Origin of the sequence: Streptomyces sp. PKU-EA00015 (assembly GCF_013387495.1) — a bacterium.
Classification (GTDB): domain Bacteria; phylum Actinomycetota; class Actinomycetes; order Streptomycetales; family Streptomycetaceae; genus Streptomyces.
Window position 1 is genome coordinate 1 of record NZ_JABZEE010000052.1, and the last position, 26,643, is coordinate 26,643.

The 26,643-nt window shown below is 69.4% G+C and carries 21 protein-coding genes and 6 pseudogenes; 19 read left to right on the forward strand and 8 right to left on the reverse strand.

Annotation, left to right across the window (positions count from 1 at the left end):
* Positions 1-143: 143 nt before the first annotated feature.
* The gene (locus HW130_RS28520) at positions 144-914 is read right to left on the reverse strand and encodes a hypothetical protein (protein ID WP_177152628.1); all 771 of its coding nucleotides are present in this window, start codon (positions 912-914) and stop codon (positions 144-146) included.
* Positions 915-1,056: 142 nt separating this feature from the next.
* Between HW130_RS28520 and HW130_RS28525 the strand changes: the two genes are divergently transcribed.
* From HW130_RS28525 to HW130_RS28540, 4 genes are all read left to right on the forward strand, one after another.
* Entirely contained in the window at positions 1,057-1,197 is a 141-nt protein-coding gene (locus tag HW130_RS28525; RefSeq protein ID WP_177152627.1) for a DUF6879 family protein, read from the forward strand.
* A gap of 16 nt (positions 1,198-1,213) precedes the next feature.
* On the forward strand, positions 1,214-2,062 hold the full coding sequence (locus HW130_RS28530; protein ID WP_177152629.1) for a DUF5753 domain-containing protein: 849 nt from the start codon (positions 1,214-1,216) through the stop codon (positions 2,060-2,062).
* Between the two features lie 194 nt (positions 2,063-2,256).
* Positions 2,257-2,652 (forward strand): DUF6415 family natural product biosynthesis protein, encoded by a 396-nt coding sequence (locus HW130_RS28535; RefSeq protein ID WP_177152630.1) that lies wholly within the window; start codon positions 2,257-2,259, stop codon positions 2,650-2,652.
* 111 nt (positions 2,653-2,763) lie between these two features.
* The gene (locus tag HW130_RS28540) at positions 2,764-3,348 is read left to right on the forward strand and encodes a hypothetical protein (RefSeq protein ID WP_177152631.1); all 585 of its coding nucleotides are present in this window, start codon (positions 2,764-2,766) and stop codon (positions 3,346-3,348) included.
* Here the strand turns inward: HW130_RS28540 and HW130_RS28545 are convergent.
* The 3 genes from HW130_RS28545 to HW130_RS28555 all read right to left on the reverse strand — a co-directional run bounded on the left by HW130_RS28545 (position 3,299) and on the right by HW130_RS28555 (position 5,324).
* On the reverse strand, positions 3,299-3,592 hold the full coding sequence (locus tag HW130_RS28545) for a hypothetical protein (RefSeq protein WP_177152632.1): 294 nt from the start codon (positions 3,590-3,592) through the stop codon (positions 3,299-3,301). The genes HW130_RS28540 and HW130_RS28545 overlap by 50 nt on opposite strands.
* A gap of 243 nt (positions 3,593-3,835) precedes the next feature.
* Positions 3,836-4,207, reverse strand: coding sequence for a hypothetical protein (locus HW130_RS28550; protein WP_177152633.1), 372 nt, complete (start codon positions 4,205-4,207; stop codon positions 3,836-3,838).
* A 712-nt stretch (positions 4,208-4,919) separates the two neighbouring features.
* A complete protein-coding gene (locus tag HW130_RS28555; protein WP_177152634.1) occupies positions 4,920-5,324 on the reverse strand; it encodes a hypothetical protein in 405 nt (134 codons plus the stop codon).
* 394 nt (positions 5,325-5,718) lie between these two features.
* On the opposite strand from HW130_RS28555, the gene HW130_RS28560 reads away from it, so the two are divergent.
* On the forward strand, positions 5,719-6,258 hold the full coding sequence (locus tag HW130_RS28560) for a hypothetical protein (protein ID WP_177152635.1): 540 nt from the start codon (positions 5,719-5,721) through the stop codon (positions 6,256-6,258).
* Positions 6,259-6,498: 240 nt separating this feature from the next.
* On the opposite strand, the gene HW130_RS28565 is transcribed toward HW130_RS28560, so the two are convergent.
* On the reverse strand, positions 6,499-7,023 hold the full coding sequence (locus HW130_RS28565; RefSeq protein ID WP_177152636.1) for an AAA family ATPase: 525 nt from the start codon (positions 7,021-7,023) through the stop codon (positions 6,499-6,501).
* Positions 7,024-7,640: 617 nt separating this feature from the next.
* On the opposite strand from HW130_RS28565, the pseudogene HW130_RS37095 reads away from it, so the two are divergent.
* From HW130_RS37095 to HW130_RS28575, 3 genes and pseudogenes are all read left to right on the forward strand, one after another.
* Positions 7,641-7,742: pseudogene (locus HW130_RS37095) on the forward strand (hypothetical protein); the annotation flags it as partial.
* Between the two features lie 67 nt (positions 7,743-7,809).
* On the forward strand, positions 7,810-8,283 hold the full coding sequence (locus HW130_RS37100; protein WP_375256600.1) for a transposase: 474 nt from the start codon (positions 7,810-7,812) through the stop codon (positions 8,281-8,283).
* A 139-nt stretch (positions 8,284-8,422) separates the two neighbouring features.
* A pseudogene (locus HW130_RS28575) lies at positions 8,423-9,180 on the forward strand (IS5 family transposase); the annotation flags it as partial.
* Between the two features lie 326 nt (positions 9,181-9,506).
* Here the strand turns inward: HW130_RS28575 and HW130_RS28580 are convergent.
* On the reverse strand, positions 9,507-10,256 hold the full coding sequence (locus HW130_RS28580; RefSeq protein WP_177152637.1) for a transposase family protein: 750 nt from the start codon (positions 10,254-10,256) through the stop codon (positions 9,507-9,509).
* Between the two features lie 318 nt (positions 10,257-10,574).
* Positions 10,575-10,721, reverse strand: a pseudogene (locus HW130_RS28585) (chorismate synthase); the annotation flags it as partial.
* Positions 10,722-11,123: 402 nt separating this feature from the next.
* Between HW130_RS28585 and HW130_RS28590 the strand changes: the two are divergent.
* The 3 genes and pseudogenes from HW130_RS28590 to HW130_RS37105 all read left to right on the forward strand — a co-directional run.
* On the forward strand, positions 11,124-11,894 hold the full coding sequence (locus tag HW130_RS28590; RefSeq protein ID WP_218184072.1) for a TenA family transcriptional regulator: 771 nt from the start codon (positions 11,124-11,126) through the stop codon (positions 11,892-11,894).
* A 124-nt stretch (positions 11,895-12,018) separates the two neighbouring features.
* Positions 12,019-13,215, forward strand: a complete 1,197-nt coding sequence (locus HW130_RS28595; RefSeq protein ID WP_177152638.1) for a cytochrome P450 — start codon at positions 12,019-12,021, stop codon at positions 13,213-13,215.
* Between the two features lie 108 nt (positions 13,216-13,323).
* Positions 13,324-16,446, forward strand: a pseudogene (locus HW130_RS37105) (amino acid adenylation domain-containing protein); the annotation flags it as partial.
* Here HW130_RS37105 and HW130_RS37110 read toward each other — a convergent pair.
* Positions 16,416-16,631, reverse strand: a pseudogene (locus HW130_RS37110) (hypothetical protein); the annotation flags it as partial. The pseudogenes HW130_RS37105 and HW130_RS37110 sit on opposite strands and share 31 nt — an antisense overlap.
* Between HW130_RS37110 and HW130_RS37115 the strand changes: the two are divergent.
* From HW130_RS37115 to HW130_RS28635, 8 genes and pseudogenes are all read left to right on the forward strand, one after another.
* A pseudogene (locus HW130_RS37115) lies at positions 16,543-18,144 on the forward strand (condensation domain-containing protein); the annotation flags it as partial. The pseudogenes HW130_RS37110 and HW130_RS37115 overlap by 89 nt on opposite strands.
* Positions 18,145-18,160: 16 nt before the next feature.
* Entirely contained in the window at positions 18,161-19,369 is a 1,209-nt protein-coding gene (locus HW130_RS28605; protein WP_177152640.1) for an MFS transporter, read from the forward strand.
* An 82-nt stretch (positions 19,370-19,451) separates the two neighbouring features.
* A complete protein-coding gene (locus tag HW130_RS28610) occupies positions 19,452-19,658 on the forward strand; it encodes an MbtH family NRPS accessory protein (protein WP_177152641.1) in 207 nt (68 codons plus the stop codon).
* Position 19,659: 1 nt separating this feature from the next.
* Positions 19,660-21,417, forward strand: a complete 1,758-nt coding sequence (locus HW130_RS28615; protein ID WP_177152642.1) for a non-ribosomal peptide synthetase — start codon at positions 19,660-19,662, stop codon at positions 21,415-21,417.
* The gene (locus HW130_RS28620) at positions 21,414-22,655 is read left to right on the forward strand and encodes a cytochrome P450 (protein WP_177152643.1); all 1,242 of its coding nucleotides are present in this window, start codon (positions 21,414-21,416) and stop codon (positions 22,653-22,655) included. The genes HW130_RS28615 and HW130_RS28620 overlap by 4 nt, the downstream gene beginning before the upstream one ends.
* Positions 22,652-23,389, forward strand: a complete 738-nt coding sequence (locus tag HW130_RS28625) for a thioesterase II family protein (protein WP_177152644.1) — start codon at positions 22,652-22,654, stop codon at positions 23,387-23,389. Before HW130_RS28620 ends, HW130_RS28625 begins: the two co-directional genes overlap by 4 nt.
* Positions 23,382-24,122 (forward strand): hypothetical protein, encoded by a 741-nt coding sequence (locus tag HW130_RS28630; RefSeq protein WP_177152645.1) that lies wholly within the window; start codon positions 23,382-23,384, stop codon positions 24,120-24,122. The genes HW130_RS28625 and HW130_RS28630 overlap by 8 nt, the downstream gene beginning before the upstream one ends.
* The gene (locus HW130_RS28635; RefSeq protein WP_177152646.1) at positions 24,119-26,611 is read left to right on the forward strand and encodes an amino acid adenylation domain-containing protein; all 2,493 of its coding nucleotides are present in this window, start codon (positions 24,119-24,121) and stop codon (positions 26,609-26,611) included. The genes HW130_RS28630 and HW130_RS28635 overlap by 4 nt, the downstream gene beginning before the upstream one ends.
* The last annotated feature ends 32 nt before the right edge of the window (positions 26,612-26,643 follow it).

Consider the following 26,643-nt stretch of genomic DNA (forward strand, 5'->3'; position numbering starts at 1 on the left):
CAGGTCAAGCCATTCCGTCGGTAGCCCCGAGTTCTCCAATCGGTGGGGGACAGGGCTGGTGGTGCGTGAGGCCGGACGGCCTGTCCGGTCCTCGCCCGCCGCGCCGGAGCGGGTGGGCGAGGACCAGGCGGAGCGTCCGGAGGTCAGTCGCGGAACGGGCAGCCGCTGTGCGGGTGCTGTTCGGTGGGCGGGGTCGGGGGCTGCACCGGAACGTGGATCTCGGGCCGGACGACGACCTTCGCCGGGTGCCCAGCGCGGACGCGGCGGCGCAGGGTCAGGCCGCGCATCGCGAATGCGGACAGGAACGTCCAGGCGAGGAGGGCGAGCCCGGCCGCGACGGGGCGGCTGGTGTGCGGGGTGGTCGTCCAGACCATCCACACGGTGGCTGCGCCCCACGCGGTCCACATCGCGCGCACTCCGTTGTTCCGGGAGAGGTAGCCGAGGACCAGGCCGACGATGCCGGTGAGGAGCCACAGCGTGTAGACGGTGGAGCCTTCGACCGGGAGGCCGGCGGAGTGCTGCGCGATGTACGTGCGCACCGGCTGGTCGACGACGGCTGCCACGCCGCTGGAGGTGTCGACGCCGACCTGCACCTTGGGCACGGCGGTGAGCAGCTGGTGCAGCGCCTGGAGGACAACTTCACCGGCGGCCTTGGCCATCAGCACGACGAAGGAGACTCCGGCCACCACCAGGACGGCGCGGATCCAGGGGGCCATGTACCGGAAGCCGTCCTCGGGAGCGCTGAGGATGTCCTCCCACATCGCGTTCAGGACGCCGTCCTCTTCCCACGCTTCCTTCAACCAGGTGCGCAGCGCGGCGAACCGCGGCTCCTTGGACGGTGCCTTCGGGAAGGGTACCGGGAGGTAGGCGAGCTCTTGGCGGTTCTGGCCGGGGGTGTTGTCGTTGGACTGCACGGGGCAACTCCTTGTTGTCGATGCGGCGTTCGCGGAGCGTGCGAGTGGGCCAAGCTGTGAGCGACGGGCCCGAAGAGAAGGGAGGCGGCTGCGATGGGGTGGTTCACCCGTGATGAGCCGGAGGAAGTCGTCTTCGAAGAGGTTGTGGACACGTTTCACCGGCAACGGCGACTGGGCGGCCAAGGAACGCACCGACGACCCGCAGGTTGCGGCACTGTGCGCGGCCGCGTTCGAGGCGGTGTGGCAGAGGGCCGTCCCGCACGAGAAGTACACCGTCGTCTGACCGGCCCGGACAGCCCATGCCCGCCTCCCCGTCCTCCAGCGCCCAGGCCGCCCGCGAAGCCCTCGCCGTGCGCCTGGCCCACCTGGCACGGGACGCCGGGATCAACGGGCGTGAGCTGTCCGCCCGGTGCGGCTGGCACCCGGCCAAGACCTCCCGCATCCTGCGCGCCAAAGCCGCCCCCTCCGACGCCGACATCCGCGCCTGGGCCGCCGCCTGCAGAGCCGAGGACCAGACCGCCGACCTCATCGCCACCGCCCGCGCGGTGGAGTCGATGTACCTGGAGTGGCGCCGCCAGCACCGCGACGGCATGCGCCGCACCCAGCAGGACGTCCTCGCCCGCAACGCCGCCGCGAAGGTCTGCCGCGCCTACACCTCCAACGTGATCCCCGGCTTCTTCCAGACCGCCGGCTACGCCGAGGCTCTGATGCGCTCCATCACCGACTTCCAGGGCACCCCCGACGACATCCCCGACGCCGTCGCCGCCCGCCTCGCCCGCAGCTGCTTCCTGTACGAGGGCGGACACCGGTTCGTCGTCCTGATCGAGGAGTGGGTGCTGCGCACCAGGATCGGCTCCGCCGAGACGATGGCCGGCCAACTCGCCCACCTGCTCACCGTGTTGCCGCTGGCCTCGGTCTCCCTCGGCATCATCCCCCTCGGCGCCGAGCGCACCGTGTGGCCGCTGGAGGCCTTCTACCTCTACGACGACCACAACACCGTCGTGGAGACGCTCACCGCGGGCATCAGCATCCGCCAGCCCCGCGAAATCGCCGACTACGCCCGCGCCTTCACCGGCCTGGCCCGTATGGCCGTCCACGGCGACGCCGCCCGCACGCTCATCCGGGCCGCGGCCGATGCCTTGGAGTGAATCTGCGCAACAACCCGCAATCTCGTTGAGGCCCTGCCACCGCCTCCGTAGCGTCAAAGGTCCGACGCCACAGCCCCGGAGAGGCGGGATCTGATGCGCGCCCACACCAACGCCGGCACCCGCGACCGCGGCCCCTGCTGGCCCGCGCCGACCAGGGTTACGGCCGTCCCGGCCCACCCAGCAGTGAGGCACCCATGACCAGCACCCACACGGCCCTGTACGACCCTGACGGCCGTATCGAGGCGGAAGTCCCCCTCGATCGCGAGGCCCACCAGCACCTGGTCGCCGCCGTCCTCGGCTGGGACGGCGACCCGGGCCTGCCCGAGCGGGACTATCAGCAGATCGCCCTGCAGCTGACCGGAGCCGCCCGCGCCGTGGCCGCCGACGTGCGCCGCGCCGCCGACAGGCTGCCCGACGACCACGCGGCCCGGGTGCTCGCCGAACACATCCTCGACGAGACCGACCGCCGCCTGTCCGCGGAACTGCAGGGCACCGTCCGCTGCGCCCAGGGCCGCGCCCGGCTCTGCCGCGCCCTGTACGGACGCCTGGACCGCCTTGCCGAAGTCACGCGGCCCGTCCGGGCCCTCTGACTGCCGCGCACCCGGGCGCGACCACCGATCCCCGGGTGCGCGGCGCAGCGCCACGTCCGGCCCGCCGGGGCCGGGCGAGCACCACTCGACAGACACGAGAGGGGCACCATCATGAGCACGGTCATCGAGCCCGCCGCCGTCGCGACCCGGGCCCGGCAGATCCTCGAGACGTGGCAGGCCGACGAGGAGTGGGCCCGCCTGTGGGACAGCTGCGCGAAGTACAGCAGCGACTGGGACGACTTCTATGGTTACCCGATCATCCTCGACTACGACGCGGTCGCCGACGCGCCCGCGCTGTTCACCGAGACCACCCGGGTCCTGGCCCTCAAGAGCGCGGTGTACGAGCTGACCGGCGGTGACGAGAAGGCTGCCGAGCTCGCCCAGCCGGTCCCGGTCGACGTCATGTCCCACGCGCTCACGGCGCAGTTCACCGTTCTGTCCCGCATCCAGGACCGCACCGGCATCCGCTTCGTCCACGCCACCGACATGGAGGACGGGTTCGCCGGCGGCACCTGGAACCCCGGCGACTTCACCCACCAGGCGTACCGCGCCGCCTTCGGCCCGGTGAACGACCGGTTCTGGATCGACGAGGCCGAGACCGAACGGCGCCGGAAGATCCTCGACGAGGTGTACGCCGGGATCGGTGTCACCGAGCGAGGAAGGAAGGCAGCCATCCTCTCCGCCGCCGCGGCGTAGCCTCCGGCTCGGCGGGCTGGAGCTCTTTCGGCGGAGGCGCGATCCGGTCCGGCTCCAGGCCCACCTTGTGTGGGTGCACGCACGCCGGGGTCCGGTCGGCGGTGTACCGGAAGCCGTCGGCCGGATCGAACGGGCACTCCCAAGACGGCCGGTCGTAGACGACGAACGCCTCGCGCGGCAGCCGCTTCGACGGGCAGATGCCACACGCCGGATGGTCCTCGCCCTGGGCGAAAGGCTCGCTCATGACGGCACCGTAGCGGAGCAGTGAACCGGCCACCGCAGGAACCACACGAACGAGAACGGCGCTCACCTCCACAGCACACGGGGTGAGCGCCGCCGCACGTCACGGCCAGTCAGACCTTTTGGACCCAAATGGGCTAACCATTGTCAGCGGCCCGTCGCGGAGGGCAGCACGTAGACGAACGGGTACGGGAAATCCGGGTCCTCGTACGTCCTTATGACGCGGCTTCCTCCATCGCCCGGAGGATCAGGCGGAACTGGTGTTGTCCACCACCCTGAGCGCCTGGCCGAGCTGCACCGCGCAGCGGGTTACCAGGGAGGCGGCGACCTCCAGCACGGCCAGCTCGCTGCTGGAGCTCTTGAATGCCCAAGGTCGGGCGAGCATGAGCTGGCCGATCGCGTCCCAGTCCACCGAAGGGTGCTTGCCGCGCCGGTCGATGACCGGCTTGTCGGCGGCCGCCGTGAGTTCGTGCTCGTCCTCCAGGAGGCGGCGGAGCCAGTAACCGTCCTGGTGAGCACCCAGGAGCCGGGTCGCCGCCCGCATCTGTTCGTTACCCACGCCTTGCAGCAGGCTCAAGGCGAGCTGCTCGCCCGTGGTGCTGTCACTGGTCACCGTCACCGGCGTTTCCGTTCTCTGGGGAGTCGAGGCCGGGGCCAGCCCCGCCTCACTGTGCGCGGCCGCGCTTGGCCGCCCCCGCCGTACACGCCGGGCGATCACCCGGACGATCCTCTCCGACGGTCGGCCCGTCGCATGTCCGCGATTCGCGGACGGGGTCTGTTTCATAGGTGGTCCACCTATGAAACGCGCCGATGGGAGCCGGTGCTGCTCGCTGCACGCTGTCATGGAGTAGGGCGGCTGGCGCTGCTGCCGCTCCTTGGCGGCGGCAGCGCCACTGGTCAGCGCGTCGCCCAGGCGTCGACATCAGCGAGGTACAGATCCGGCAGGCTCAGAAGCTGGTGCCGCAGGCCGACTTCATCTGGGCCGACGCCACGTCGGTGTCCCGGGCGAATCTTTCGATGCCGTGGCGCCCTCCGGCGAAACGAGGCGTTCTCGACCCTGAGCGACAGGTGGTGTCGGATTCCGACGACAAAACCACCCACCACGAACCACCGCCTTAGAGGTCGCGCGGGTAGGCGTGTGCTCATGGGCAGCGGTTCGGGCGTTCGTCCCAGCGGTGGGGCGTCCAGGTCCGGCTCAAGGCTCTTCGCCATCTGGCCTCCTTCGTTGAGCGCCTCTCGGCGCTCGGCGGGCATACGACGAAGCCCCTGCGGGGAGGGCAGGGGCTTCGCGGTGTGCGGTTCGGTGGGGAGCAGGTGAGTGGCCCTGGCGATCAGCCTGGGGCGCGCTGGCCCCTTGGCGGCTGGCTCGCGTGTCCGCGCCGGAGCGCGGCCAGCGTCATCACGATCCCGGCGATGCCCATTGCGCAGGCGGCGATCCAGTGCCGGGTCTGCTGGCCCAGGACCAGGACTGAGACGGCGCCGAACCCAAGGCCGGAGGCGGGAAGCAGCGCGGTCTTCCAGCCGGGCTCGCGGCGACCGGCGAGGACGAGTGCGGAGCCCACGGCGATCACGCCCCCGCCGAACAGGGCGTACGTGTAGCGCTCGCCTCCGTCGGGAAGGCCGTAGCGTCCACGGGCGTGTTCCTCGAGGCCCAGGTCGACGGCTCCGCCGACGGCCCAGAAGAAAGCGCTGAATGCGATCACACCGACAGCGACGATCCACCACAGACTTCTCACGCCGGGATCCTACGGAGTACGGCGGAACTCGACCAGGGCGTCGTTCCAGCCGGCCTTGTACGCGTGGATACTCGGCGAGTACCGACACCCGGGCGGAGGTCCACTTCGACGCCCCGGCCGGCTGCCCCGTACGGCCCCAGGGGGGCGGACCCCGCCGTTCCACCCGTACCGAACGCCCTGGCAGGGCGGTGCGCCCCGGTCAGCCCGCAGGTCGGCCGGGGTGCCGGTGGCGGCCGGAAGACAGCGGACCGCGCGGCACCGGCCTTGCCGGGGGCCCGTGCCCCTGACAGTCTTCCGGCGCGCGCCCTGCGGCGGCCGGGGCACGGGCCAGACCCCCGGCCGGCCCCCACCCGTTGGCTCTGCCCGATGGACGAACCGACCAGGAGTGCCCGCCATGCCGCGTACGACCTTCCGTGTGCCCCGCACGCTGCTCGCCGCCACGGCGACGGCCGCCCTCGCCTTCGCCACGGCCCTCACCACGGCGACCGCCCCGGCCGCCGCCGCCCCGGCCGCCGAAGCCGGGACCATCGCCCAAGCCCCCAAAGCCGGGACCACAGGGGCCACCGGGACCACCTCAGGCTTCTGGGCCTGCTCCGTCCCGTCCGGCTACACGTACACCTCGTCCCGCAGTTCCTACACCTGTTCGGGAGGCAGCAGCTATCGGACCACCGAGTTCTACGTCCAGCCGCCCGCCGACGGCCTCTGGGCCTGCACCACCATGCCCGGCTACACCCACACCGGGGTCATGAGCAGCCACACGTGCTCCGGCGGCGGGAGCTACACGACCAGCCAGTACCTGCTCCACAAGCCCGTGACCGGCATGTGGGCCTGCTCCGTGCCGTCCGGGTTCACGTACACGGCCACCCAGCAGAGCTACACCTGCTCCGGCGGCGCCAGCTACACCACCACCCAGTTCCTGCTGCGCGCCCTGTAGACGCCGAGGGCCCGGGCCCGGACGCGCGCTGGCTCACGAGCCCGGTCTCCAGCCGGAGGACTACGGGGTGCTGATCCGGCTGCTGCTGCGGGATCCGGGGCTGCCCTCGGGGATCTTGCCGCTGTCGGAGGAGTTCAAGGCGTCCGGCTGGAAGATGGGCGCCAGCCGTCTGCGCATGATAGTTGTCGCATAGGCAGGCTTGTTGTCATCTGCATGGTTTGGCGCCGGAGGGTCGTGCTCTCAACTCTTGACGGCCTCTGCGATCTGTTGGGCGGCCTGGGCGGGGGTGAGGTGCGTGGTGTCGACGACGTCGGCCTCGGCGTGCAGCCAGGTGCGGGCCGCTTCGGCGTAGGGCTCAAGGTATTGGAGACGGAACGGGGAGTTGGGGCCGAGAACGGTGTCGCCCGCGATGCGCGCGCGGAGGGTGTCTTGGTCGGCGTGGAGAACGAAGTGCCGGACTGGAATGGCGTGTTGGGCAAGGCCCGAGCTGATCTCGCGCCAGTACTGTTCGACCAGGACGGTCATGGGGATCACCAGGGTGCCGCCGGTGTAGTCGAGGACGCGTCGGGCGGTCTCGACTACGAGTGGCCGCCATGGCGGCCAGTGCTGGAAGTTGTCCGTCGCGGGCAGTCCTGGCGTGATGTCCATGAGTGTCTCGCCGACTTTCTCGGCGTCGAACACTCGTGAGTCCGGGATCAGCTGCTGCACGAGCGCACTGGTTGTCGTCTTGCCTGCGCCGTGAGTGCCGTTGAGCCATACGATCACGGGCTTGACGTTAGCGTCGTGCGGGCCGCAGGGGCGGCCCGAGTAGAAGATCCGGGCAGAGAAGCTCGGGTTCTCGACCTTCCCTTTGGTGGCAGAAGGACTGCTGAATGAGCGTGTGTGACAAGTCGGATGCCTCTCCTGTGACAACCAGGATGCTTCGTCCAGCCCCTTTTGCCAGCTCGTCCGACCCTGCTGGTGACAACTAACGCACTTCGGCTCACTGTGACTGATTCCCAATCATGTTTGTGAAGCGGTCTGGTGACGCGGTGTGAGTCGTTCAAGCCGGTGCGTGATCGCTAGCTGGGGGTGCTGTGGTGAAGGTGCGATGGTCGCGTATCAGGGCCCAGAGGACGTCGAGGCGGCGGCGTGCGAGGGCGAGGGTGGGCCTGGCCAGATGGATCAGCGCGCACGTCGACTGGTGACGTCGGCCCCAGCGGGGACTGCGACTCTGTGGGAGGCGGTCCCGCGCAACGTGCGAAGTGGACGCGGGACCGCCCAGGCCCGAAGTGTCCTGTCACGGTGGACCGTACTGCGACCGTAGGGGCTCAACGGGTAGTGCGCGCGTCGGCCTGCGCCTCAGCTTGTCATTTGTGGTCCGACGTCGCGCGTTGGCTGGAATGCTGCTGCCGAGGGCGGCGGACGGTCGGCTCGTACTGGCTGTGGATGTCTCGCCATGGCTACGGCCGGACGCCGACACCTGCGCTGGCCGGTCCTTTTGCCAGACGTTCGGCCGGGGTGAGGGCAAGCACCAGATGGTGCCCGGCTGGCCGTATCGGTGGTGGCTGCGTGAGGGAGGGCCGAACGTCGTGGACGGCGGTGCTGGACGCGGTCCGCCTGAGGCCTGGTGCCGACGTGGCCGCGGTGACCGCGGTCCAGATCCGCGAGGTAGTCGAGCGCCTCGTCGCCGCCGGCCGAAGGAAGGAAGGTGACCTGGACGTCCTGGTCGTGCTGGACGCCGGATACGACGCACCCCGCATCGCCCACCTGCTGATCCTCGGCCGACTCCGCTCAGACCGCGTCATGCGACGGCCGACACCGCCGCGGGTCTATGACCCCAAGGGCGGCCGACCGTACGGAAGCGAGTTCGTCTTCGGTGACCCCGCCACGTGGGGTATCGAGCAGGCCGTGACGGTCACTGGCACCCGCCTTTATGGGAAGGCGACCGCGTCGCAGGCATCCGCCTGTTCAAGCAGACGCTCGGCTGGACCAAGCCCCGGCTTCGCGGCTCGGAGGCTGCCGACCGGTGGACGTGGATGGTGATCGCCGCCCATGCCCAGCTCCGGCTCGCCCATCCGCTGGCCATCTCCGGCGGCCCTGGGAGAAACCGGCTCCGCCGAACAAGCTCACGCCCGCCCGAGTCCGCAGCGGGTTCAGGAATCTGTGCACGAAGACCGGCTTGCGAACCGGCTTGCCGTGGCGGGATCTGCCATCATCCCGCTTCGGGAAGTGGAAGACAGTTCACGATCGTCATCGCAGGTGGTCAGCGGACGGCACATGGGAGAAGATCCTGCGGGCCGTCCAGGCCGACGACGACGCCGAGGGCCGGATCGACTGGAGCATGGTCAGCGTGGCCTCCACCTCCTGCCGGGCACATCAGCACGCGGCCGGAGCCCACTCGCGCTCACCGCGAGTTCCCGGCAAAGGAAGCACTCCCATCCGTCACCGGGGCGACGAGGCCCTGGGCCGTTCAAGGGGCAGACTGACCTGCAAGATCCATTTGGCAGCTGAGGGCGGACGCCGCCCACTCGCCTTCGTCCTCACTCCCGGCCAGTGGGGCGATGCCCCTCAGTTGATCCCCGTGCTGGAACAGATCCGGGTTCCGCGGCCCGCCGGCGGACACCCACGTACTCGACCCGATCACCTTGGCGGCGACAAGGCCTATTCATCGCGCCGCAACCGACGCTATCTGCGGCGTCGCAGATCAAGCACACGATCCCGGAGCCCAAGGACCAGCGGGCCAACCGCCAGCGGCGCGGCAGCAAGGGCGGCCGCCCGACCGGGTTCGACAGAGAGATCTACCGACGCCGCAACGAAGTGGAGCGGACGATCAACCGGCTGAAGGTCTTCCGTGCGGTGGCGACCCGTTACGACAAGCGGGCCTACGCCTGTCACGGGACGGTCACCGTCGCATCGATCCGGCTCTGGCTGCGAACATGAGCCTCGCTCGCCGCTACTCCAGCATGCGTTCCGCGTCATCCGGAACCCAAGGAAAGGGGACGTCAGGCCACCGTGCGGATGCCCATGCGCTGAGATCGACAGCGAGAACAGCATCCATGAAGGCCTGCGGCGGTCGGTAGCCGTGAGCGGTGATGTAGTGCGTGACCAGGAACGGAGCGGCATAAGCGATGCCGGGGCCGCCCGGGATCCGTACCTCCCCGTTCCCTTCCGGAGCCTCATCCGCAGGACACAGGTCGCACTCGTGCACCCCGAGGCAGACAACTACTGGGGGGTCTATCGGGCCCTTCACGACAGACTGAGCCTTTTCAGCGTTGCCTCTCCAGGGTGAGCACCGCGGCGACGGTGATCGTCATCCGGTTTGGGCTGCAGCGGCTTCGGCGGAAGATGCGCCAGGACTTCAGTCGGGCGACGCCTCGTTCGACGGGAGCGCGGGCGTGGGCGAGTGCGCGGTTCAGCGTCCGCTCGGTCGGCGTGAGTTGGCCGTTGGGCGGGCGACGGATGGCGGTGGTGACCCAGGAGCCGGCTCCGATGTAGGCGCGGTCGGCCACGATCGGGACGCCCTGGCGCTCGCAGATCCGGATGATGCGATGGGTGCGTGCGGCGGTCAGGTCATGGGCTCGGCCCGGCAGGGCCGGTGAGACCCACAGCAGCCGGCCTTCGGGATCGGTCACGACCTGCACGTTCACGCCGTGGCGTCGGTGCTTGTGGGAGTAGTCGGTGCGTCCGTCGCCCAGGCGGTCGCACTCGCTGAGGGTTCCGTCCAGGAGCACGTAGTCGGGGTCGTGCTCGCGCAGGGTCTTGAGCAGGCCCGGCGCCCGGTCGGCCAGGAGCCGCACAACCGCGGTGGTGTAGGCGTGGGCGGTGCCCACGGATATGCCGAACCCGGCGGCGATCTGGGCGAAGGTGTCGTGCTTGCGCAGGTAGACGAGAGCGACGAGGGCACGCTGGTGCGGAGGGAGCTTGCACCGACGGTCACCCTCACGGGTGACGATGAGCATCGTGACCCACTCGACCAGCGCATGAGGCAGGTCGAGTGCGGCAGGATAGGGAACCAACAGGGCTCCTGGACCGGCAGGTTGAGACTTCGAACACCTCACCCAACGGCACAGGAGCCCTGTCCGTTGCGGGCACCGACGCCATCACCCGATCGGTGGCCACGGTGAAAGGGCTCACTGATCGAACGCCTTCTGGGTTCGGGCACTTGCTGCTGCTCCTGGCTTTGCCGAGCCTGTGGGGTGAAGCTGAAGTTCCCCGACGGCTTCATCGACGACATCAGGCACGAGGGCGACCTCGCGGCCACGGCCGCCGCGCTGCTTGAGACGCGGCCTTCGCGGAGATCCACGACGTCTGCATGCGCGTGCTGAATTCGACGGCCGGGCCACCGCGCCGAGCGCCCCCCGGGCCGCGGTCTCGCGGGCGGAGGCGCGCTCCAGGATCGGGTGGGCCTCGTCGAAGCCGTACTTCTGCATGCCGGCGAGGTCCGTGTGGCCGGGGCGGGGGCGGGTCAGCGGCGCGTTCCGTGGGACCTCACGAGCCGGGGCTCCGGCTTTCGCCCAGGTGTGGCCGAAGCCGCCGTCCCGACGTTGCAGTGCGCACAGTGGGTGGTCGCGGTGACTACACCGGATAAGCCTGATGTTTCTGTATCCGCTCAACTGGTGCCCCAATACTGGTGCTCGGTGCGGGGGAACTCACCGTCGCAGTGTGTTGGGGAAGGGTGCGGAGGTGCCGAACCATCAATCGGCAGAAGCGGGGCTTGCATCGGACTCACCGAGGCTGGCCGGTGAGAGTACGGAGCAAGTGCAGGTCCTTGTTCTGTCGGAGGCGGACTTGCCTCGACAGTCGGGCATCTGACCACCAGACGCGTCATCGATGGAATGCATCAGTTGCGTGCAGCGAGGTTGTGTGGTCAGAGAAGCTCATGAGTGAGCCGTTCCGTTCCGCACCTTATCGGGAATCTCGGACGGTGCGGGGTCTACCTTGAAAAGGAGAAGGACATCATGACAGTCGAAATCGTTGAATCGATATCCGATCGGCTCGTCGGAACCGAGGCGCACCGGGCCTTTGTCGACCACGAGTTCTTCAAGCAGGTACACAGCCGCGAACTTTCGCACGAGCACGTTGCGATGTTCCTCGGCCAGTGGTGGCACCCGCTGCATTACTTCCCGACCTTCCTCGCGCGCTGCATCTCGGTCTTGCCTGACATCGAGTCCAAGAGCGCGATCACACGGATTCTTTCGCAGGAGACCGGTGTCCGGTCGGCCAAGGCCGCCCACGAGGTGATCTATGCCGACAGCATGGAGAAGGCGGGCTACGAACGCCGGACGGTGACCGGTTCCGAGCCGTTCGCGGAGACCGCCGCGCTGGTGGCCTGGTACGAGAAGTGCTCGGCGGACCGGTGTTCCGCGCTCGGCGGCATCTTTGCCACCGAGGTCACGGACCTGCTGATGGTCTCGGCGATCGGCGAGGCGGTGAAGCGGGAGGCCGGCACGGAGCGCAACGCGTGGGTCGACATCCATGTCACACAGGAACCCGACCACGTCGACCAGGCGACCAACGCCCTGTTCTCGGGACTCGCCCCGGAGCAGGAACTGGCGGTTCTCGACTCCGCCGATGAGATGTGGCGTCACTGGACCGCGTTCTTCGACCGACTGGCCATCGAGACCGGGATGGTCCTGCCTTCCGGACGGTGCTGAGGAATTGATCGCCGTGGATGACGTCATCGTCGATGCGGTTCGTACCGCAAAGGGAGTTCTCCGTGACCAATGCGATCTCCGCTGAAGAAAGCGACTGACACTCACCACGCGAAGGAGTTGACACGTGACCGCCCCCGCCATCGCCAGGTTGACCGATCCCCGTCTCTATTCCCACGGCGATCCGCATGCCACCTGGGCACGGCTACGCAGAGAATGCCCGGTCTCCTGGCACGACGAACCGGATCATGAACCGTTCTGGGCGGTCACGACCTATGACGAGGGCCTGGCCGTACTGAGCGACTGGAAGCAGTTCAGTTCGGCCAAGGGAACGTTCCTGCGGCCCAACCTCTCCGATCCGTACCCAGGGGCGGGGGTGATGATGACGTTGTCCGACCCGCCCCGGCACGACGTGCTCCGAAAGGCGGCAGCCGCGCTTTTCACGCCCAAGGCGGCCGCCGGGTTTCGGGACAGGGCGACAGAGGTGTCGCGGTCTCTGTTGCGTGGTGTCATCGACGCCGGTCCCCACGACTTCGTCAATGACGTCGCGGCGCCGTATCCGCTCCAGGTCATCGCCGGTCTGCTCGGTGTCGAGGGTGAGGATGTGGAGCGGGTCGCAGGCTACGCCGAGGCGGCCGTGGGCAACATCGTGGACTTGGACGGGACGGCCGCGCAGCAGGCGCACCTCGAGGTGCTCGCCTACTACGCCGAGGTGATCGAGGAGCGCAGGGCGCGACCGACGGACGACGTGGTGTCGGCGTTCGTCCTCGCGCAGGCGGACGGGCTGGACATCACTGACGACGAGATCATCCTGACCTGCGACAACCTGGCTGTGGCAGCTGGGGAGACGACGCGCCAGGTGTTGAGCGGCGGGCTGCTGGCGCTGCTCGCCAACCCGGGACAGTTGGACGCGCTGCGCTCGGGGGCGGTCCCGCTCAAGTCGGCCATCGAGGAGCTCGTGCGCTGGACGGCACCGGTGACCCACCTCATGCGCACCGCTGTCGCCGATACGTCTGTCGGTGACGTCGAGATCAAGGCAGGCCAGGCGGTGAGCGTGTGGTTGTCGTCGCTCAACCGGGACGAGAACGTGTTCGACCGGCCGATGGAGTTGCGGCTGGACAGGAACCCCAACCGGCACGTGAGCTTCGGCGGCGGTCGCCATTTCTGCATCGGCGCACCGTTGGCCAGGGTGATGATCAGGGTCTTCCTCGAAGAAACAATGCGCAGCGTGTCGAGGATCGAGCAGGTTGGTGAGCAGCGACGCACGCCGTCTTACGTCACCAATAGTCTCGAGTATTTGCCCCTCGCGTTTTATTCCGAGTGATCGGAATTGTCCAGCAAAATCGATCTGCTGGATATGGCCAGCACTGTATTGCCGCACAAGGGGGCGTCAATGTCCGTGTATCACGACTCCACGAGGGAGCGATCGGGAATGGACCCGAGAACCGATCTCGTCCGGTCGATATTCGCCGAGCTCCTCGGTCTGCCCGAGGTGGCTCCGGACGGTGACTTCTTCGAACTGGGCGGGCAGTCGCTGTTGGCCTCCCGCGTTCTCAGCCGGCTGCGTGCCGCGTTCGGTGTTGAGATCACCGCGCGAGAGTTCTTCGCCTCGCCGACTCCGATCGGTCTGACGGGCAAGCTCGACTCGTACCGGACGACACGTCCGCCCGTCGAACCGAAAGAACGGACCGCGCAGGTCCCGTTGTCGTACGCGCAGCAACGACTGTGGTTCCTCAACCAGGTTGCCGGCGGTGGGGCCGGCTACAACATCCCGGTGGCGTTGTGGCTGTCGGGCGAGCTGGATCACGACGCACTCCGGCACGCGGTGCGCGATGTGATCTCCCGGCACGAATCGCTCCGGACGATCTTCCCGGCCGAGTCGGGCACGCCGGCACAGAAGGTCCTGGAGATTCCTGACCTGGCGACCGTCATGTCGGTGGTCCACGTCGAGCCCGGCGAGGCGGCAGAGGCGGTCCGGCGGCGTGCGGCCGAGGGCTTCGACCTGACCGTCGACGTGCCACTGCGGACGTGCCTGTTCGTCCTCGGCCCGCAGGAACACGTGCTCCTGCTTGCGTTCCACCACATCGCGGTCGACGGCTGGTCGTTCGAGCCCTTGCGGCACGACCTGTCCGCCGCCTACCGTTCCCGGCTGGCCGGTGAGGCTCCGACGTGGCCGGACTTGCCCGTGCGGTACACCGACTACGCCCAGTGGCAGCGGGAACTCGCCGACGCCGACGGGATGCTGGTCAAGCAGCTGGGCTACTGGCTGACGGTGCTCGAAGAGGTGCCCGCGCAGATCGCCCTGCCTGCCGACCGCCCTCGTTCCGCCGCCGGCACCAGCTACCGCGGTGGCCGCGTGTCCTTTCACCTCGACGCGGAACTGCACCAGCGGCTCACCGATCTCGGCCGGGACCACCAGGCGACGTTGTTCATGCTCCTGCACGCGGGCCTCGGTGCTCTGCTGACCAGGCTCGGCGCGGGTACCGACCTGCCGATCGGTGCACCTGTCGCCGGGCGCACCGACGCGGCGCTCGACGACCTCGTCGGCTTCTTCGTCAACACGCTGGTGCTGCGCACCGACACCTCTGGCGAGCCGACTTTCCGAGAGTTGGTCGAGCGCGTCCGGGCGACCGACCTTGCCGCATTCGACGCGCAGGACGTGCCGTTCGAGCAGGTGGTCGAAGCGGTCAACCCGGTGCGTTCGCTCGGCCTGAACCCGCTTTTCCAGGTGATGCTCGCGGTGCAGACGCACGTCGATCCCGCGCTCGACGCGCCCGGCATCGGTTCCCGGTTCGACCCCGTCGACATCGGGGTGTCCCGGTTCGAACTGTTCTTCTCGGTCCAGGAACGGCGATCCGCCGACGGCACGCCGTGCGGAATCGACGGAATGGTCGAGTATTCCGCCGACCTGTACGACCACGGCACCGTCGAGGCCATGGTCGAGCAGTTCTGCCTGGTGCTGGCCCAGGCCGTCGACGATCCGGACCGGCCGGTGTTGCAGGGCGAACTGCTGTCCGCGGCAGGCAGGCACCGGGTGCTGACCGAGTGGAACGACTCCGCCCGGCCCCTTCCGGCTGCCGACCTGGTGACGTTGCTTGAGGACCAGGCCGCGCGCACGCCATCGGCGATCGCCGCCGTCACCGACACGATCCGCGTCACGTACGCGGAGCTGCACGCCAGGGCCAACCAGCTGGCCAGAGAGCTGATCAGCCGGGGCGCGGGCCAGGAGCACGTTGTCGCGGTGCTCCTTGACCGGTCCGTGGACCTCCTGGTCGCGCTGCTGGCCACGGTCAAGGCCGGTGCGGTCTACCTGCCGGTGGATCCGGACTACCCCGACGAACGGCTCGGTTTCATGGTCGAGGATGCCGCGCCGGTGGTCGTGGTGACCCACCGCGAGCACGCACACCGGGTGCCCGGCGCGCTGGTCATCGACTCCGCTGACGACATGGCGCGGATCGAGCGGCACCCGGCGACGGCACTCACAGAGGACGAACGCCGCTCCGGCGATCACGCCGCCGCGGCCTACCTGATCTACACGTCCGGCTCGACCGGCGTGCCCAAGGGCGTGGTGATGCCGGCCGCTGGTCTGCTCAACATGGTGTGCTGGCAGGCGGACCGCGACACGGGGAGCTCGAGCGGCATCATCGCGCAGCTCGCCAGCGTGGGCTTCGACGTGTCCCTGGAGGAAACCCTGCCCGCCCTGGTCAGCGGCGGCACGATCGCGATTCCCGAACCGGATGTGCGCACCGATCCGGTACGACTGGTGCACTGGATGGACCGGCATCGGGTGACGATGGTCATCGCGCCGACACTGATGATCGACAGCATCTGCTCGGCCTCTGTCGCCGAAGGCCTCGAACTGCCCGCGTTCACCGACGTCGCGCAGGCAGGGTCGCCCTTGATGCTGAGCGACGACATTCGTTCGCTGCTGAGCGGTCCCACGGAGCGCCGGCTGCTCAACTACTACGGTCCGACCGAGACGCACGCCGCGACCATGCTCGCCCAGTCCGGGCAGACGGCAGCCGCGGAGGGGTCCCCGGCGGTTCCGATCGGCCGTCCGGTGTGGAACCAGCGGATCTATCTGCTGGACGACAAGTTGCGGCCGGTCCCGCCGGGAGTGGTCGGCGAGATCTTCATCGCCGGTGCGGGCGTCGCACGCGGTTATCTGGCCAGGCCGGGACTGACCGCGGAGCGGTTCCTGCCCGATCCGTTCGTGGGCGCCGGTGGGCGGATGTACCGCACGGGCGACCTGGCGAGGTGGACCAGCGACGGCACCCTGGTCTTCGCCGGCCGGGCCGACCACCAGGTCAAGATCCGGGGTTACCGGGTCGAGCCGGGAGAGGTCGAGGCGACTTTGCTCAAGCACCCCGACGTGGCCGGTGCGGTCGTGACCGCGGTCGAGCCGGTGCCGGGGGACGTCCGGCTGGTGGCCTATGCGGTGGGGGTGGACGGCACCTCGCTCGTACCGGCGCGGTTGCGGCGGTACCTCTCCGACACCCTTCCCGCCTTCATGGTCCCGGCGTCGTTCGTCGTGCTGGACCGGATGCCGGTGAACGCGAACGGCAAGGTGGATGTCGCGGCACTGCCGGCACCGCAGTGGACGGTCAGCGGCCGCGCGCCGCGCACGCCGCAGGAAGAGCTGTTGTGCCGACTGGTCGCCGACGTGCTGAAGATCGCCGAGGTCGGGGTCGACGACGACTTCTTCGAGCTCGGTGGCCACTCGTTGCAGGTCGCCAGGCTGGCGAGCCGGGTGCGTTCGGTCCTTGACGTGACCCTGCCTGTGCGAGTGATCTTCGAACGGCAGACCGTCGCGGGTATCGCCAACGCCATCGACAACCTGGCGCCGAGCAGGTCGCCCGTCAGGGTCATGCGCCGCCCGGAGCGGGTGCCGTTGTCCTTCGCGCAGCGCCGCCTGTGGTTCGTCGAACAGCTGGAGACGTCGGCGGGTCATGGTTCCGCCTACCACATCCCGTCGGCCTTCTCTCTGACCGGTGAGCTGGATGTTGACGCCCTGCGAGCGGCGTTCGGTGACGTGATGACCAGGCACGAGAGCCTGCGGACCGCGTTCCCGGTGTCCGGCGACGAGCCGTGGCAGCGCGTCCTCGACCCCGGGAGCCCCGTTCTGACCACGGTGGACTCCTCGGAGTCCGGGATCGCCGACGCGATGAGGTCCGAGGTGGAGCGTCGGTTCGATCTCGCGGGCGCGCCGCCGATGCGGGCAGTGCTCTTCCGGCTCGGCCCGAACCGGCATGTGCTGCTGATCTGTCTGCATCACATCGCCACCGACCACTGGTCGATGCGGCCGCTGCTGCGGGACCTGTCCACCGCGTACGCGGCCCGGCGTGCGGGCAACGCACCGGAGTGGACGCCGTTGCCGGTCCAGTACGCGGACTACACGCTGTGGCAGCAGGAGACCCTCGGCGCAGACGGCGGGGCCGTCACGAGCGAGGTGGAGTACTGGACCGAGCAGCTGGCCGGCTTGCCCGAACCGCTGGAGCTGCCGCTGGACCGGCCACGTCCGGCCGTGCGCGGGCATCGGGGCGAGACCGTGCATTTCGAACTGGATGCCGACCTGCACGCCGGTCTCGCGCGATTCGCCGGCGCACGACGCGCCAGCCTGTTCATGGCACTGCAGACGGCTCTGGCCGGTCTGCTCACCCGGATCGGCGCGGGTGCCGACATCCCGATCGGCGCGCCGATCGCCGGTCGCAACGATGACGCGCTCGACGACCTGGTCGGCTTCTTCGTCAACACACTGGTACTGCGCACCGACACCAGTGGCAATCCGACGTTCACCGAATTGCTGGCGCGGGTGCGCGAGACCAACCTGGCCGCGTACGCCAACCAGGACGTGCCGTTCGAGCGGCTGGTCGAGGCGCTCAAGCCGACCCGCTCGCTGAGTCACAACCCGCTCTTCCAGGTGACGCTCACGCTGCAAGGGGCGGGCGAGGCCGCGCTCGACCTCCCGGGCGTCGCGGCGACCGGGCGGCAGATCGACGTGCAGACCGCCAAGTTCGACCTGTCGTTCTCGTTCACCGAACGGCGCGGCGCCGACGGCAGTCCGGAAGGTATGGCCGGCCTGGTCGAGTTCGCCACCGACGTCTTCGACCGGGAGACGGTCGTCGCGCTCACCCGGCGTCTGGTCCAGGTGATGCGTGCCGCGGTGGCCGATCCGGCGGCCCGGCTCGACACGGCCGACGTGTTGCTGCCCAGCGAGCGCGAAGCGCTGCTCAGCGGCGCGATGCCCGTCTGAGATGAGGAGGCACGACATGCAGGACGCTGTCAGTCCACCGGTGAGCGCGCCGGCCAAGCCACTGCGGCAGAATCCGATCTGGTTACGGTGGCTGGCCGCGGCCTCGCTGGCCAGGCTGCCGCAGACCTCGCTCCCGGTCGCGTTGGTGCTCACCGCGCACGAGGTGACCGGGTCGTTCGTGAGCAGTGGACTGCTCAGCGGCGCGAGTGCGATGACCTACGCGCTATGCGCGCCGTGGCGAGGTCGGCAGATGGACCGGGCCTTGTTGCCCAACGCCCTCGGGTGGTCACTGCTCGGGGCGGCCGCCGGGCTCGTCGCCACGTCGGTCGCGGCGGCCGCGGGTGCTCCCTTGTGGCTGCTGCTGGTGTTCGTCGTCCTGGCCGCGTGCGCTGGCTCCGGGGTGGGCGGGGCCTACCGTTCGGTCCTGCCCCACTTCCTCCACTCCACACAGCTCACCCAGGCCTATGCGGTCGACGCGGTCGCGGTGCAGGTGGCCTGGATCGGCGGCCCGGCGCTGGCGGCCGTGGTGGCTGCCGCGGTCGGACCGCAGGCATGCGTCGGCGTCGTGGCCGCGGTGACGGCCGGAGGCGCCCTGCTCAGCTGGACGCTGCCGAGGAGGGAACCGGGCAGCCCGACGCGGCAGCACTCCTCGGTGCGCGCATTGCTCGGGTGGTTGTGGGCGCCGCTCGTGCTCAACGCGGGGATCGGGGTCAACCTCGGTGCGCTCGACGTGGCGCTGCCAGCCCTGATGACCGATCACGGCGAGGCCGCGACGCACGGCGGTCTGGTGCTCGCCGGCCTCTTCGCCACGAGTGCGATCAGTGGTTCGGTCTACGCCGCACTGCCGTCGACGAACCCGTTGCGGAAGGTGAAGACCCGCACGGTGGCGTGCGTACTGATGGCCGCGTACGGCACCGTCATGGCAATGGCTGCCGCGGCACCCCAGTTGTGGGTTTCCGTCCTCTGTCTTCTGGTGGCCGGACTGGCCTTCGCACCGGGCGACAGCGCGGTCATCCTGCTGGTCTCCGAACAGGCTCCGCCGGAGCGGCTGGCGGAGGCGTTCGGATACTTCTCCGCCATCGGCTACGTGGGCATCGCGCTCGCCAGCCCGGTGACCGGTTGGTTCGTGACGCGCTTCGGCGCCGGGGCGGGGCTGCTCCTGGCGGGACTGGCACCACTGGTCGCGGTCGTGGTGGTGATGAGGACTCGCGACAGACAGAAATAGCGAGGTCCGATCGCGGAGAAGTGCGCGATCGGACGGTGTCTCGCAACGGTCAACTTTTGTCGACGAAATGCGGAGGTCGATCATGGTGGACATCGACGACAAGGTCGATTACATCGTCGTACTCAATGGTGAGGAACAGTACTCAATTCTCTCTGCCGACCGCGAGATTCCGGCAGGGTGGGCCGTCGAAGGATTCCGCGGGCCGCGGCATGAATGCCTGGACCACATCGACCGGGTGTGGACCGATATGCGGCCGCTGAGCGTCCGCAGGCGAATGGAAGGGAATTAGAATGCTGTACGAACGCGTCGTCCGGCAGGCTCTTCGGAATCCTTCGGCTCCCGCGGTCACGTTCGACGGCGAGACCCTGACCTACGACCAGCTCGTTCGCCGGGTGGACCAGTTGTCGGACGCGCTGACGACGGCCGGCGTCCGGCCGGGTGACGTCGTCGGTGTCCTGATGCGACGGTCCACCCGGATGATCTCGGCGCTGCTGGCGATCCTGCGTGCCGGCGCCGCCTACGTCGGGGTCGACCCCGACGACCCGCCACAGCGGCGGAATGACCTGCTGACTGACGCCGGCGTGGAGTTCGTCGTGGCGGACGACGAGCTGCGCGGGTGTGTGCCCAGCGGGTTCACCACGCTCTCGCCGTCCGCCGTGGGCGGGTCCTCCAGCACCCCGGCGGCCACCAGCGCCGACGACCTCGCCTACGTCAGCTTCACGTCCGGCTCGACCGGGCGGCCGAAGGGCGTGATGGTCCCGCACCGCGCGGTTCTCAGACTGGTCACGGACATGAACTGGATGACCGTACGCCAGGACGACGTGTTCCTTCAGGCGGCTCCCCTGGCGTTCGACGCCTCCACCTTCGAGATCTGGGCACCGCTGACCCACGGCTGCCACCTCGTGGTGGCGCCGTCCGGCCGGATGACCGTGGACAGGGTGGCGGAAACCGTACGTGAGCACGGCGTGACCGTGATGTGGCTGACGGCCGGCCTGTTCCACGAGATGGTCGCGCACGACATCGGCGCGTTCGCCGACGTGCGTCACCTAGTCGCGGGCGGCGACGTGATCCAGCCAGGTCCGGTCGCGCGTCTGCTCGCGGAGCATCCGGGCATCACGTTCACCAACGGATACGGTCCGACCGAGAACACGACCTTCACCACTACCTGGACGACCAGTGCCGCTGCCGGGGACCGCCTCGACACGATTCCGATCGGAACGCCCGTCAACGGCACTCGGACAGCGGTCCTCGACCCCGAACTGCAGCCTGTCGAGGCAGGGGCCTGCGGCGAGCTGTACGTGTCGGGAGCCGGACTCGCTCTCGGCTATCTCGGTCAGCCGGGTGCCACGGCCGACCGATTCCTTCCCGACCCGTTCACGCCCGAGCCAGGGGCGAGGATGTACCGCACCGGCGACATCGTCCGGCTGCGGCCCGACGGCGCCTACGAGTTCGTCGGTCGGGTCGACGACCAGGTCAAGATCCTCGGCCACCGGGTCGAGCCGGGTGCGGTCGAAACCGCGTTGCACCGTTTGCCAGGGGTCAGCCGGACCGCCGTCGTCGTGCGGACCACCGCCGACGGCACGAAACGACTGGTGGCCTACGTCGTACCGGAGGACGTGCCACCGCCGCACTGGGGCGAGCGACTGCGCGGACAGCTGCGTGCGACCCTGCCGGCGCCGATGATCCCGTGGGCCGTCCTGGTGCGGGACACCCTGCCGTTGACCAGCAACGGGAAGATCGACCGTGGCGCGCTGCCGGTGCCGGACCTGATGACACGCAACGTGTCGAACGAGTTCGTCGCGCCGCGGACCGACGTGGAGCACCGCCTGGCCGAGCTGTGGGAGGGCGTGCTCGGTGTGCAGCCGATCGGCGCCGACGACGACTTCTTCGACCTCGGCGGCCATTCGCTGAACGCCACGGAACTGCTCGGCGCGGTGCGGGCGGAATTCGGCGTCACGGTTCCGGCGCGAGTCCTCTACCTACAGCCGACCCTTGGCGAGCTCGGCGAGCAGCTGGAGACCGCCATGCGGAGCGGAGCGCAGCGATGACCGTTGCCGTAGAGGCGGCCCGGTGCCCGATGCACGCCGACCCGGGGAGAGACCTGTTCGAACCAAGCACGTTCGCCACCACGGACATGCACGCCGTCTGGCGCACCCTGCGACGGGAGGCGCCGGTCAGCTGGCATCCGGTCGGCGACGACGGGTTCTGGTCCGTGACCCGGTACGACGACGTACAGCACGTGTTGCGCGACCACACCACGTTCACCTCCGAAAAGGGATCGCTGCTCACCCTCCTCGGGAAGGGCGACCCGGCCGGTGGCCGGCAGATGGCGGTCACCGACCCGCCCCGGCACGCGCGGCTGCGGGAACCGTTGCAGCGCGCCCTGTCGGTCAAGGAGGTGGAGCGCGACCTGCCGCGCATCCGGTCCCTGATCCGGGAACTGCTCGCCCCCATGAAGGACGGCGGCGTGTTCGACTTCGCCGCGGCCATGGCGGCCATGCCGATGGCGGTCATCGGTTCCTGGATGCGGCTTCCCCGGTCGGACTGGCCCGAGCTGGCCCGGCTGACGGGCGCGTCCATCGCGCCGGACGACCCGGCCTTCGTCGGCCCGGGCGGTCCGGAAAGGACACTCGTCAGAGCACACCGCGAGCTGTTCGCCTACTTCCAGGACGTGGTCGAGGAGCGGCACGCCGCCCCCGGCGACGACCTGATCGGCCTGCTCCTCGGCATGCGGGTCGACGGGGCGAGGCTCACGCCGGGTGAGATCGTGTCCAACTGCTACAGCCTGCTGCTCGGCGCCAACGTGACCACCGCCCAGCCACCGAGCGCCGCACTGCTCGAGCTCGCCGGCACAGACGTGCTGGCCGACTGGGCGGCGCATCCGGACCTACTGGTGAGCGGGGTGGAGGAAGCGTTGCGCTGGTCCTCGCCCGCGCAGCACTTCATGCGCTACGCCACGCGGGACGTGCGGATCCGTGACGTCACGGTGCACGCGGGCGACGCGGTCGTCGCGTGGCTGAGTTCGGCCAACCGGGACGAGGACGTGTTCGCGCGGCCCGACACGTTCGACATCCGCAGGCGCCCCAACAAGCACGTCGCCTTCGGCGTCGGCCCGCACTACTGCGTCGGGCACACCGTCGCCAGGATCGCGCTGCGAGTCCTGTTCCACGAGCTGCTCACCGGCTTCACCGACATCGAGGTCGTCGGCGAACCCGTACGGCTGCGGTCGAACTTCATCGCGGGATACACCAGCCTGCCGGTGACGGCACGAGGAGTACGGCCATGACGAACGGATCGGCTGATCCCCTGCGCAGGTGGCTGCCCCGGCCGCTGCCGGAGACTCCGTCGCGGATCTTCTGTCTGCCCTACTCGGGCGCGGGTGCTTCCATGTTCAGCCGGTGGCCTGACGTCGCGGGCGACACCGGACTCTGCCCGGTGCAGTTGCCGGGCCGGGAGAACCGGCTGCGGGAGCCGCACTTCGGGACCTACGAACAGCTCGCGAAGGACGTGGTCGAGGCGCTGCTGCCGGTCATGGACCGTCCCTTCGGACTGTTCGGGCACTGCAGTTCCGCGCTGATCGCGTTCGAGATCGCCGCCGTGCTGCACCGCGAGGGGTTGCCCATGCCACGGCGGTTGTTCTGCTCCTCCCAGGTCGCGCCACACGAGGGTCCCTACGGCAGCTACCTGACGATGACGGACGAGCAACTTCGCGCGGAGCTGGTCGCGCTGACCGACAGCGAGCTCGACGACACCCTTCTGGACCTCGTCACGGAGGTGCTGAGAGCGGACGTCGAGGCCAACAAGGCCTACCATCCGGCCGAGCCTGTGCTCCTTGACACCTCGATCACCGCGATCGGCTGGTCGGCCGACCAGGAGGTCGCTCCCGAGCGCATGAGCGGGTGGGACCAGTACTCCAAGAAGGTCCACCGCGTGGTGCTGCCGGGCGTGCATCACACGTTCCTCGAAGCCCCGGCCGCGCTGCTGACGCAGTTCACCGACGGAATGGCCTCGGATGACTGACGTGCGGACCTGCCGGATCGCCCGGACCCACAACGGCCCGACCGGCAGCGCGAACGGTGGATACGCGTGCGGGATGTTCGCCAGGGTCGCCGCCGGCGTGGTCGGGACGGCCGGGGTGGTCCAGTTGCACGCCGCCCCACCGCTCGACACCGAGCTGACCGTCCACGCGCATCGCGGGCGTGCACTCGTCTGGCACGAGGACGAGCTCGTCGCGACGGTTTCCGCCGCGAGGCACGACGAGTGGGCGGTGGCGCCGTTCGTCACCGTCTCCGCCGCGGAACGGGCGAGCGTGCACTTCAAGGGGTTGAGGGCGCACCCGTTCCCGTCGTGCCTGGTGTGCGGAACCGACAGGACCGACTCGGCCGCGTTGCACCTGACTCCTGGGGGTGTGGACGATCTTCCGGGTGTCGTCGCGTGCACCTGGACCCCTGACGACCCGGACCTCGACACCCTGTGGGCCGTGCTGGACTGCCCCGGCGGCTGGACCCTCGACCAGAGCGGCTCTCCGTACGTGCTCGGCAGGATGTCCGCGCGCGTCCACGCGGTCCCACCGTCCGGCGAGCCCACGATCGTCGTGGCCCAGCACATCGCGACCGTCGGACGGACCGCGCGGGTGGCCAGCGCACTGTTCGGTCCCGACGGCACCGAGTTCGGCCGGGCGGAGGCCACCTGGGTGCGGCTCAGTGCTTCTTCCGATCCGGCGCCGAGGAAAAGGGAGCGTCTTCACTCATGACTGCGAACCTGATCGACCTGTTCGAGGAGCAGGCGCGCCGACGACCGGACGCCACCGCGGTGGTGTGCGGTGAACGCTCACTGTCCTACCGGGAACTGGACAGCCGGGCGAACCGACTGGCCCACCTGCTGGCCGGGTCCGGCGCCCGCCCCGGCGCGTTCGTCGGGGTGTGCCTGCCGCGGTCCGTGGACCTGCCGGTGGCGCTGCTCGCCGTGCTGAAGACCGGCGCGGCCTATCTGCCGCTGGATCCGGGCTATCCCGAGGAACGTGTCGCGTGGATGGTGCGGGACGCGGACCCGGTCGTGGTCGTCGGCACGTTGGAGGTGCCCGGGTCCGGGAACCCCGTGATCCTGCTGGACGATCCGGCGGTGGCGGCCCGGCTGGCGGACGCCCCTGACGGAGCTCCGCCGGTCGTGCGGGATCCCGGCGACGCCGCCTACATGATCTACACCTCCGGGTCGACGGGACGGCCGAAGGGAGTCGTCGTCGCGCACGCCAACGTCATGGCGTTGTTCGCCGCCGCACGCGACCTGTTCGACTTCGGCCAGGACGACGTCTGGACGCTGTTCCACTCCTACGCGTTCGACTTCTCGGTCTGGGAGCTGTGGGGCGCGCTCCTCCACGGCGGCACGCTGGTGGTGGTTCCGGTCGACACCGCCCGGTCCGCGCCGGACTTCCTGCGGCTGCTGGCCGACCAGCGGGTCACCGTACTCAACCTGACCCCGTCGGTGTTCTACGAGCTGGCGCGAGCCGATGCCGAGGACCAGGTCACCTCCGGACAACTGGCCCTGCGTCACGTGGTCTTCGGCGGCGAGGCGCTCGACCTGGCGAGGCTGGAGGAGTGGTACGAGCGGCACGATCCGGGCAAGCCCGAGCTGGTGAACATGTACGGCATCACCGAGACCACCGTGCATGTCACGCACGCCGCTCTCGACCGCGACCGGACGGCCGTGACCGGCCTGGTCGGCCGGCCGCTCCCCGGCGTTCGGTGCTATGTCCTGGACGAGGGGCTGAACCTGGTACCGCCCGGTGTGGTGGGCGAGCTGTACGTGGGTGGCATGGGCGTGGGATGGGGCTACTGGGGTCGTGGAGGGCTGACGGCCGACCGGTTCGTGCCGGATCCGTTCGGTGGTGCCGGCGAGCGGCTGTACCGGACCGGCGACCTCGTGCGCTGGGGGCGCTGGGGGCTGGAGTACTCGGGGCGGATGGACGACCAGGTGAAGATCCGGGGGTTCCGGATCGAGCTGGGCGAGGTCGAGTCGGCGCTGGCCCGGTGCCGTGGTGTGGCGGACGCGGTGGTCGTCGCCGGCACGAACGGCCGGGGCGAGCCGTGCCTGGTCGGGCATGTCACGCCGGCCAGGTCGGCCGGTCCGGTGAACCCGTCACAGTTGGGTGCGGCGGCACGGGAGTTCGTCTCTCAGTACCTTCCCGCCCACATGGTGCCCGCGGTGGTCATGGTCTCCGCGGAGTTCCCGTTGTCGCCCACCGGCAAGGTGGACCGGCGGGCGCTTCCCGCCCCGACGTTCGACGCGTCGGCCAGTCGCCCTCGGTCACCGGTGGAGGCGGTGCTGTGCACGTTGTTCGCCGACGTGCTCGGCATCGAGGAAGTGGGTCCGGACGACGGGTTCTTCGACCTCGGTGGGCACTCGCTGGTGGCAACGGGTCTGGTGGGCCGGGTGCGGACCGCGCTGGGAGTGGAGCTGGGAGTCGGCGCCCTGTTCGAGGCACCGACACCGGCCGCGCTCGCGCGGCTGATCGCGGGTCACACCACCGAGGGCGAAGCCCATGACGTACTGCTCGAGCTGCGCGGGCACGGCAGTCAGCCACCGCTGTTCTGCATTCATCCGTCCAGCGGGATGAGCTGGTCCTACGCCGGTCTGCTGCACCACCTGGATCCGCAGACGCCGCTGTACGGACTGCAGGCACCGAGCTTGAGCGGCGAGTCCGACCTGCCGGAGACCATCGAGGAGTTGGCGGCGGACTATCTGTGCCGCATCCGCACGGTGCAACCGAGTGGACCGTACCGGTTGCTCGGCTGGTCGTTCGGTGGCCTGGTCGCGCACGCGATCGCGGTCCAACTCGAACAGGAAGGGCACGAGGTGGCGTTGCTGGCCGTTCTGGACGTGTCGCCGGTGGCCGCGGAGACCGATGGCACGCAGGCGGAGGACCTTGCCGACGACACGCTCGACGAGGCACTCGCGGAGGAGATCGGCGTTGCCGGCCTGCCGGAGGAGACGATCGCCCGAATCAACGCCACCGTCGGGCACAGCGGCCGGCTGCGTGACCGCTTCACCCCCGGCCGGTTCGGCGGCGATCTGCTGCTGTGCACGGCTGGACCGAACGCACTGGCCGACGAATGGCGTCCGCACATCGGCGGCCGCATCACGACCCACGAGATCGCCACCACACATCTGCGGATGATGCGCCCCTCGGCGTTGACCCAGCTCGGGCCTGTCCTGGCGGCCGCGCTCGCCGGCAAGGACCAGTAGGTGTCACGCCGCGCCTGGTGCGGGGCACGTTC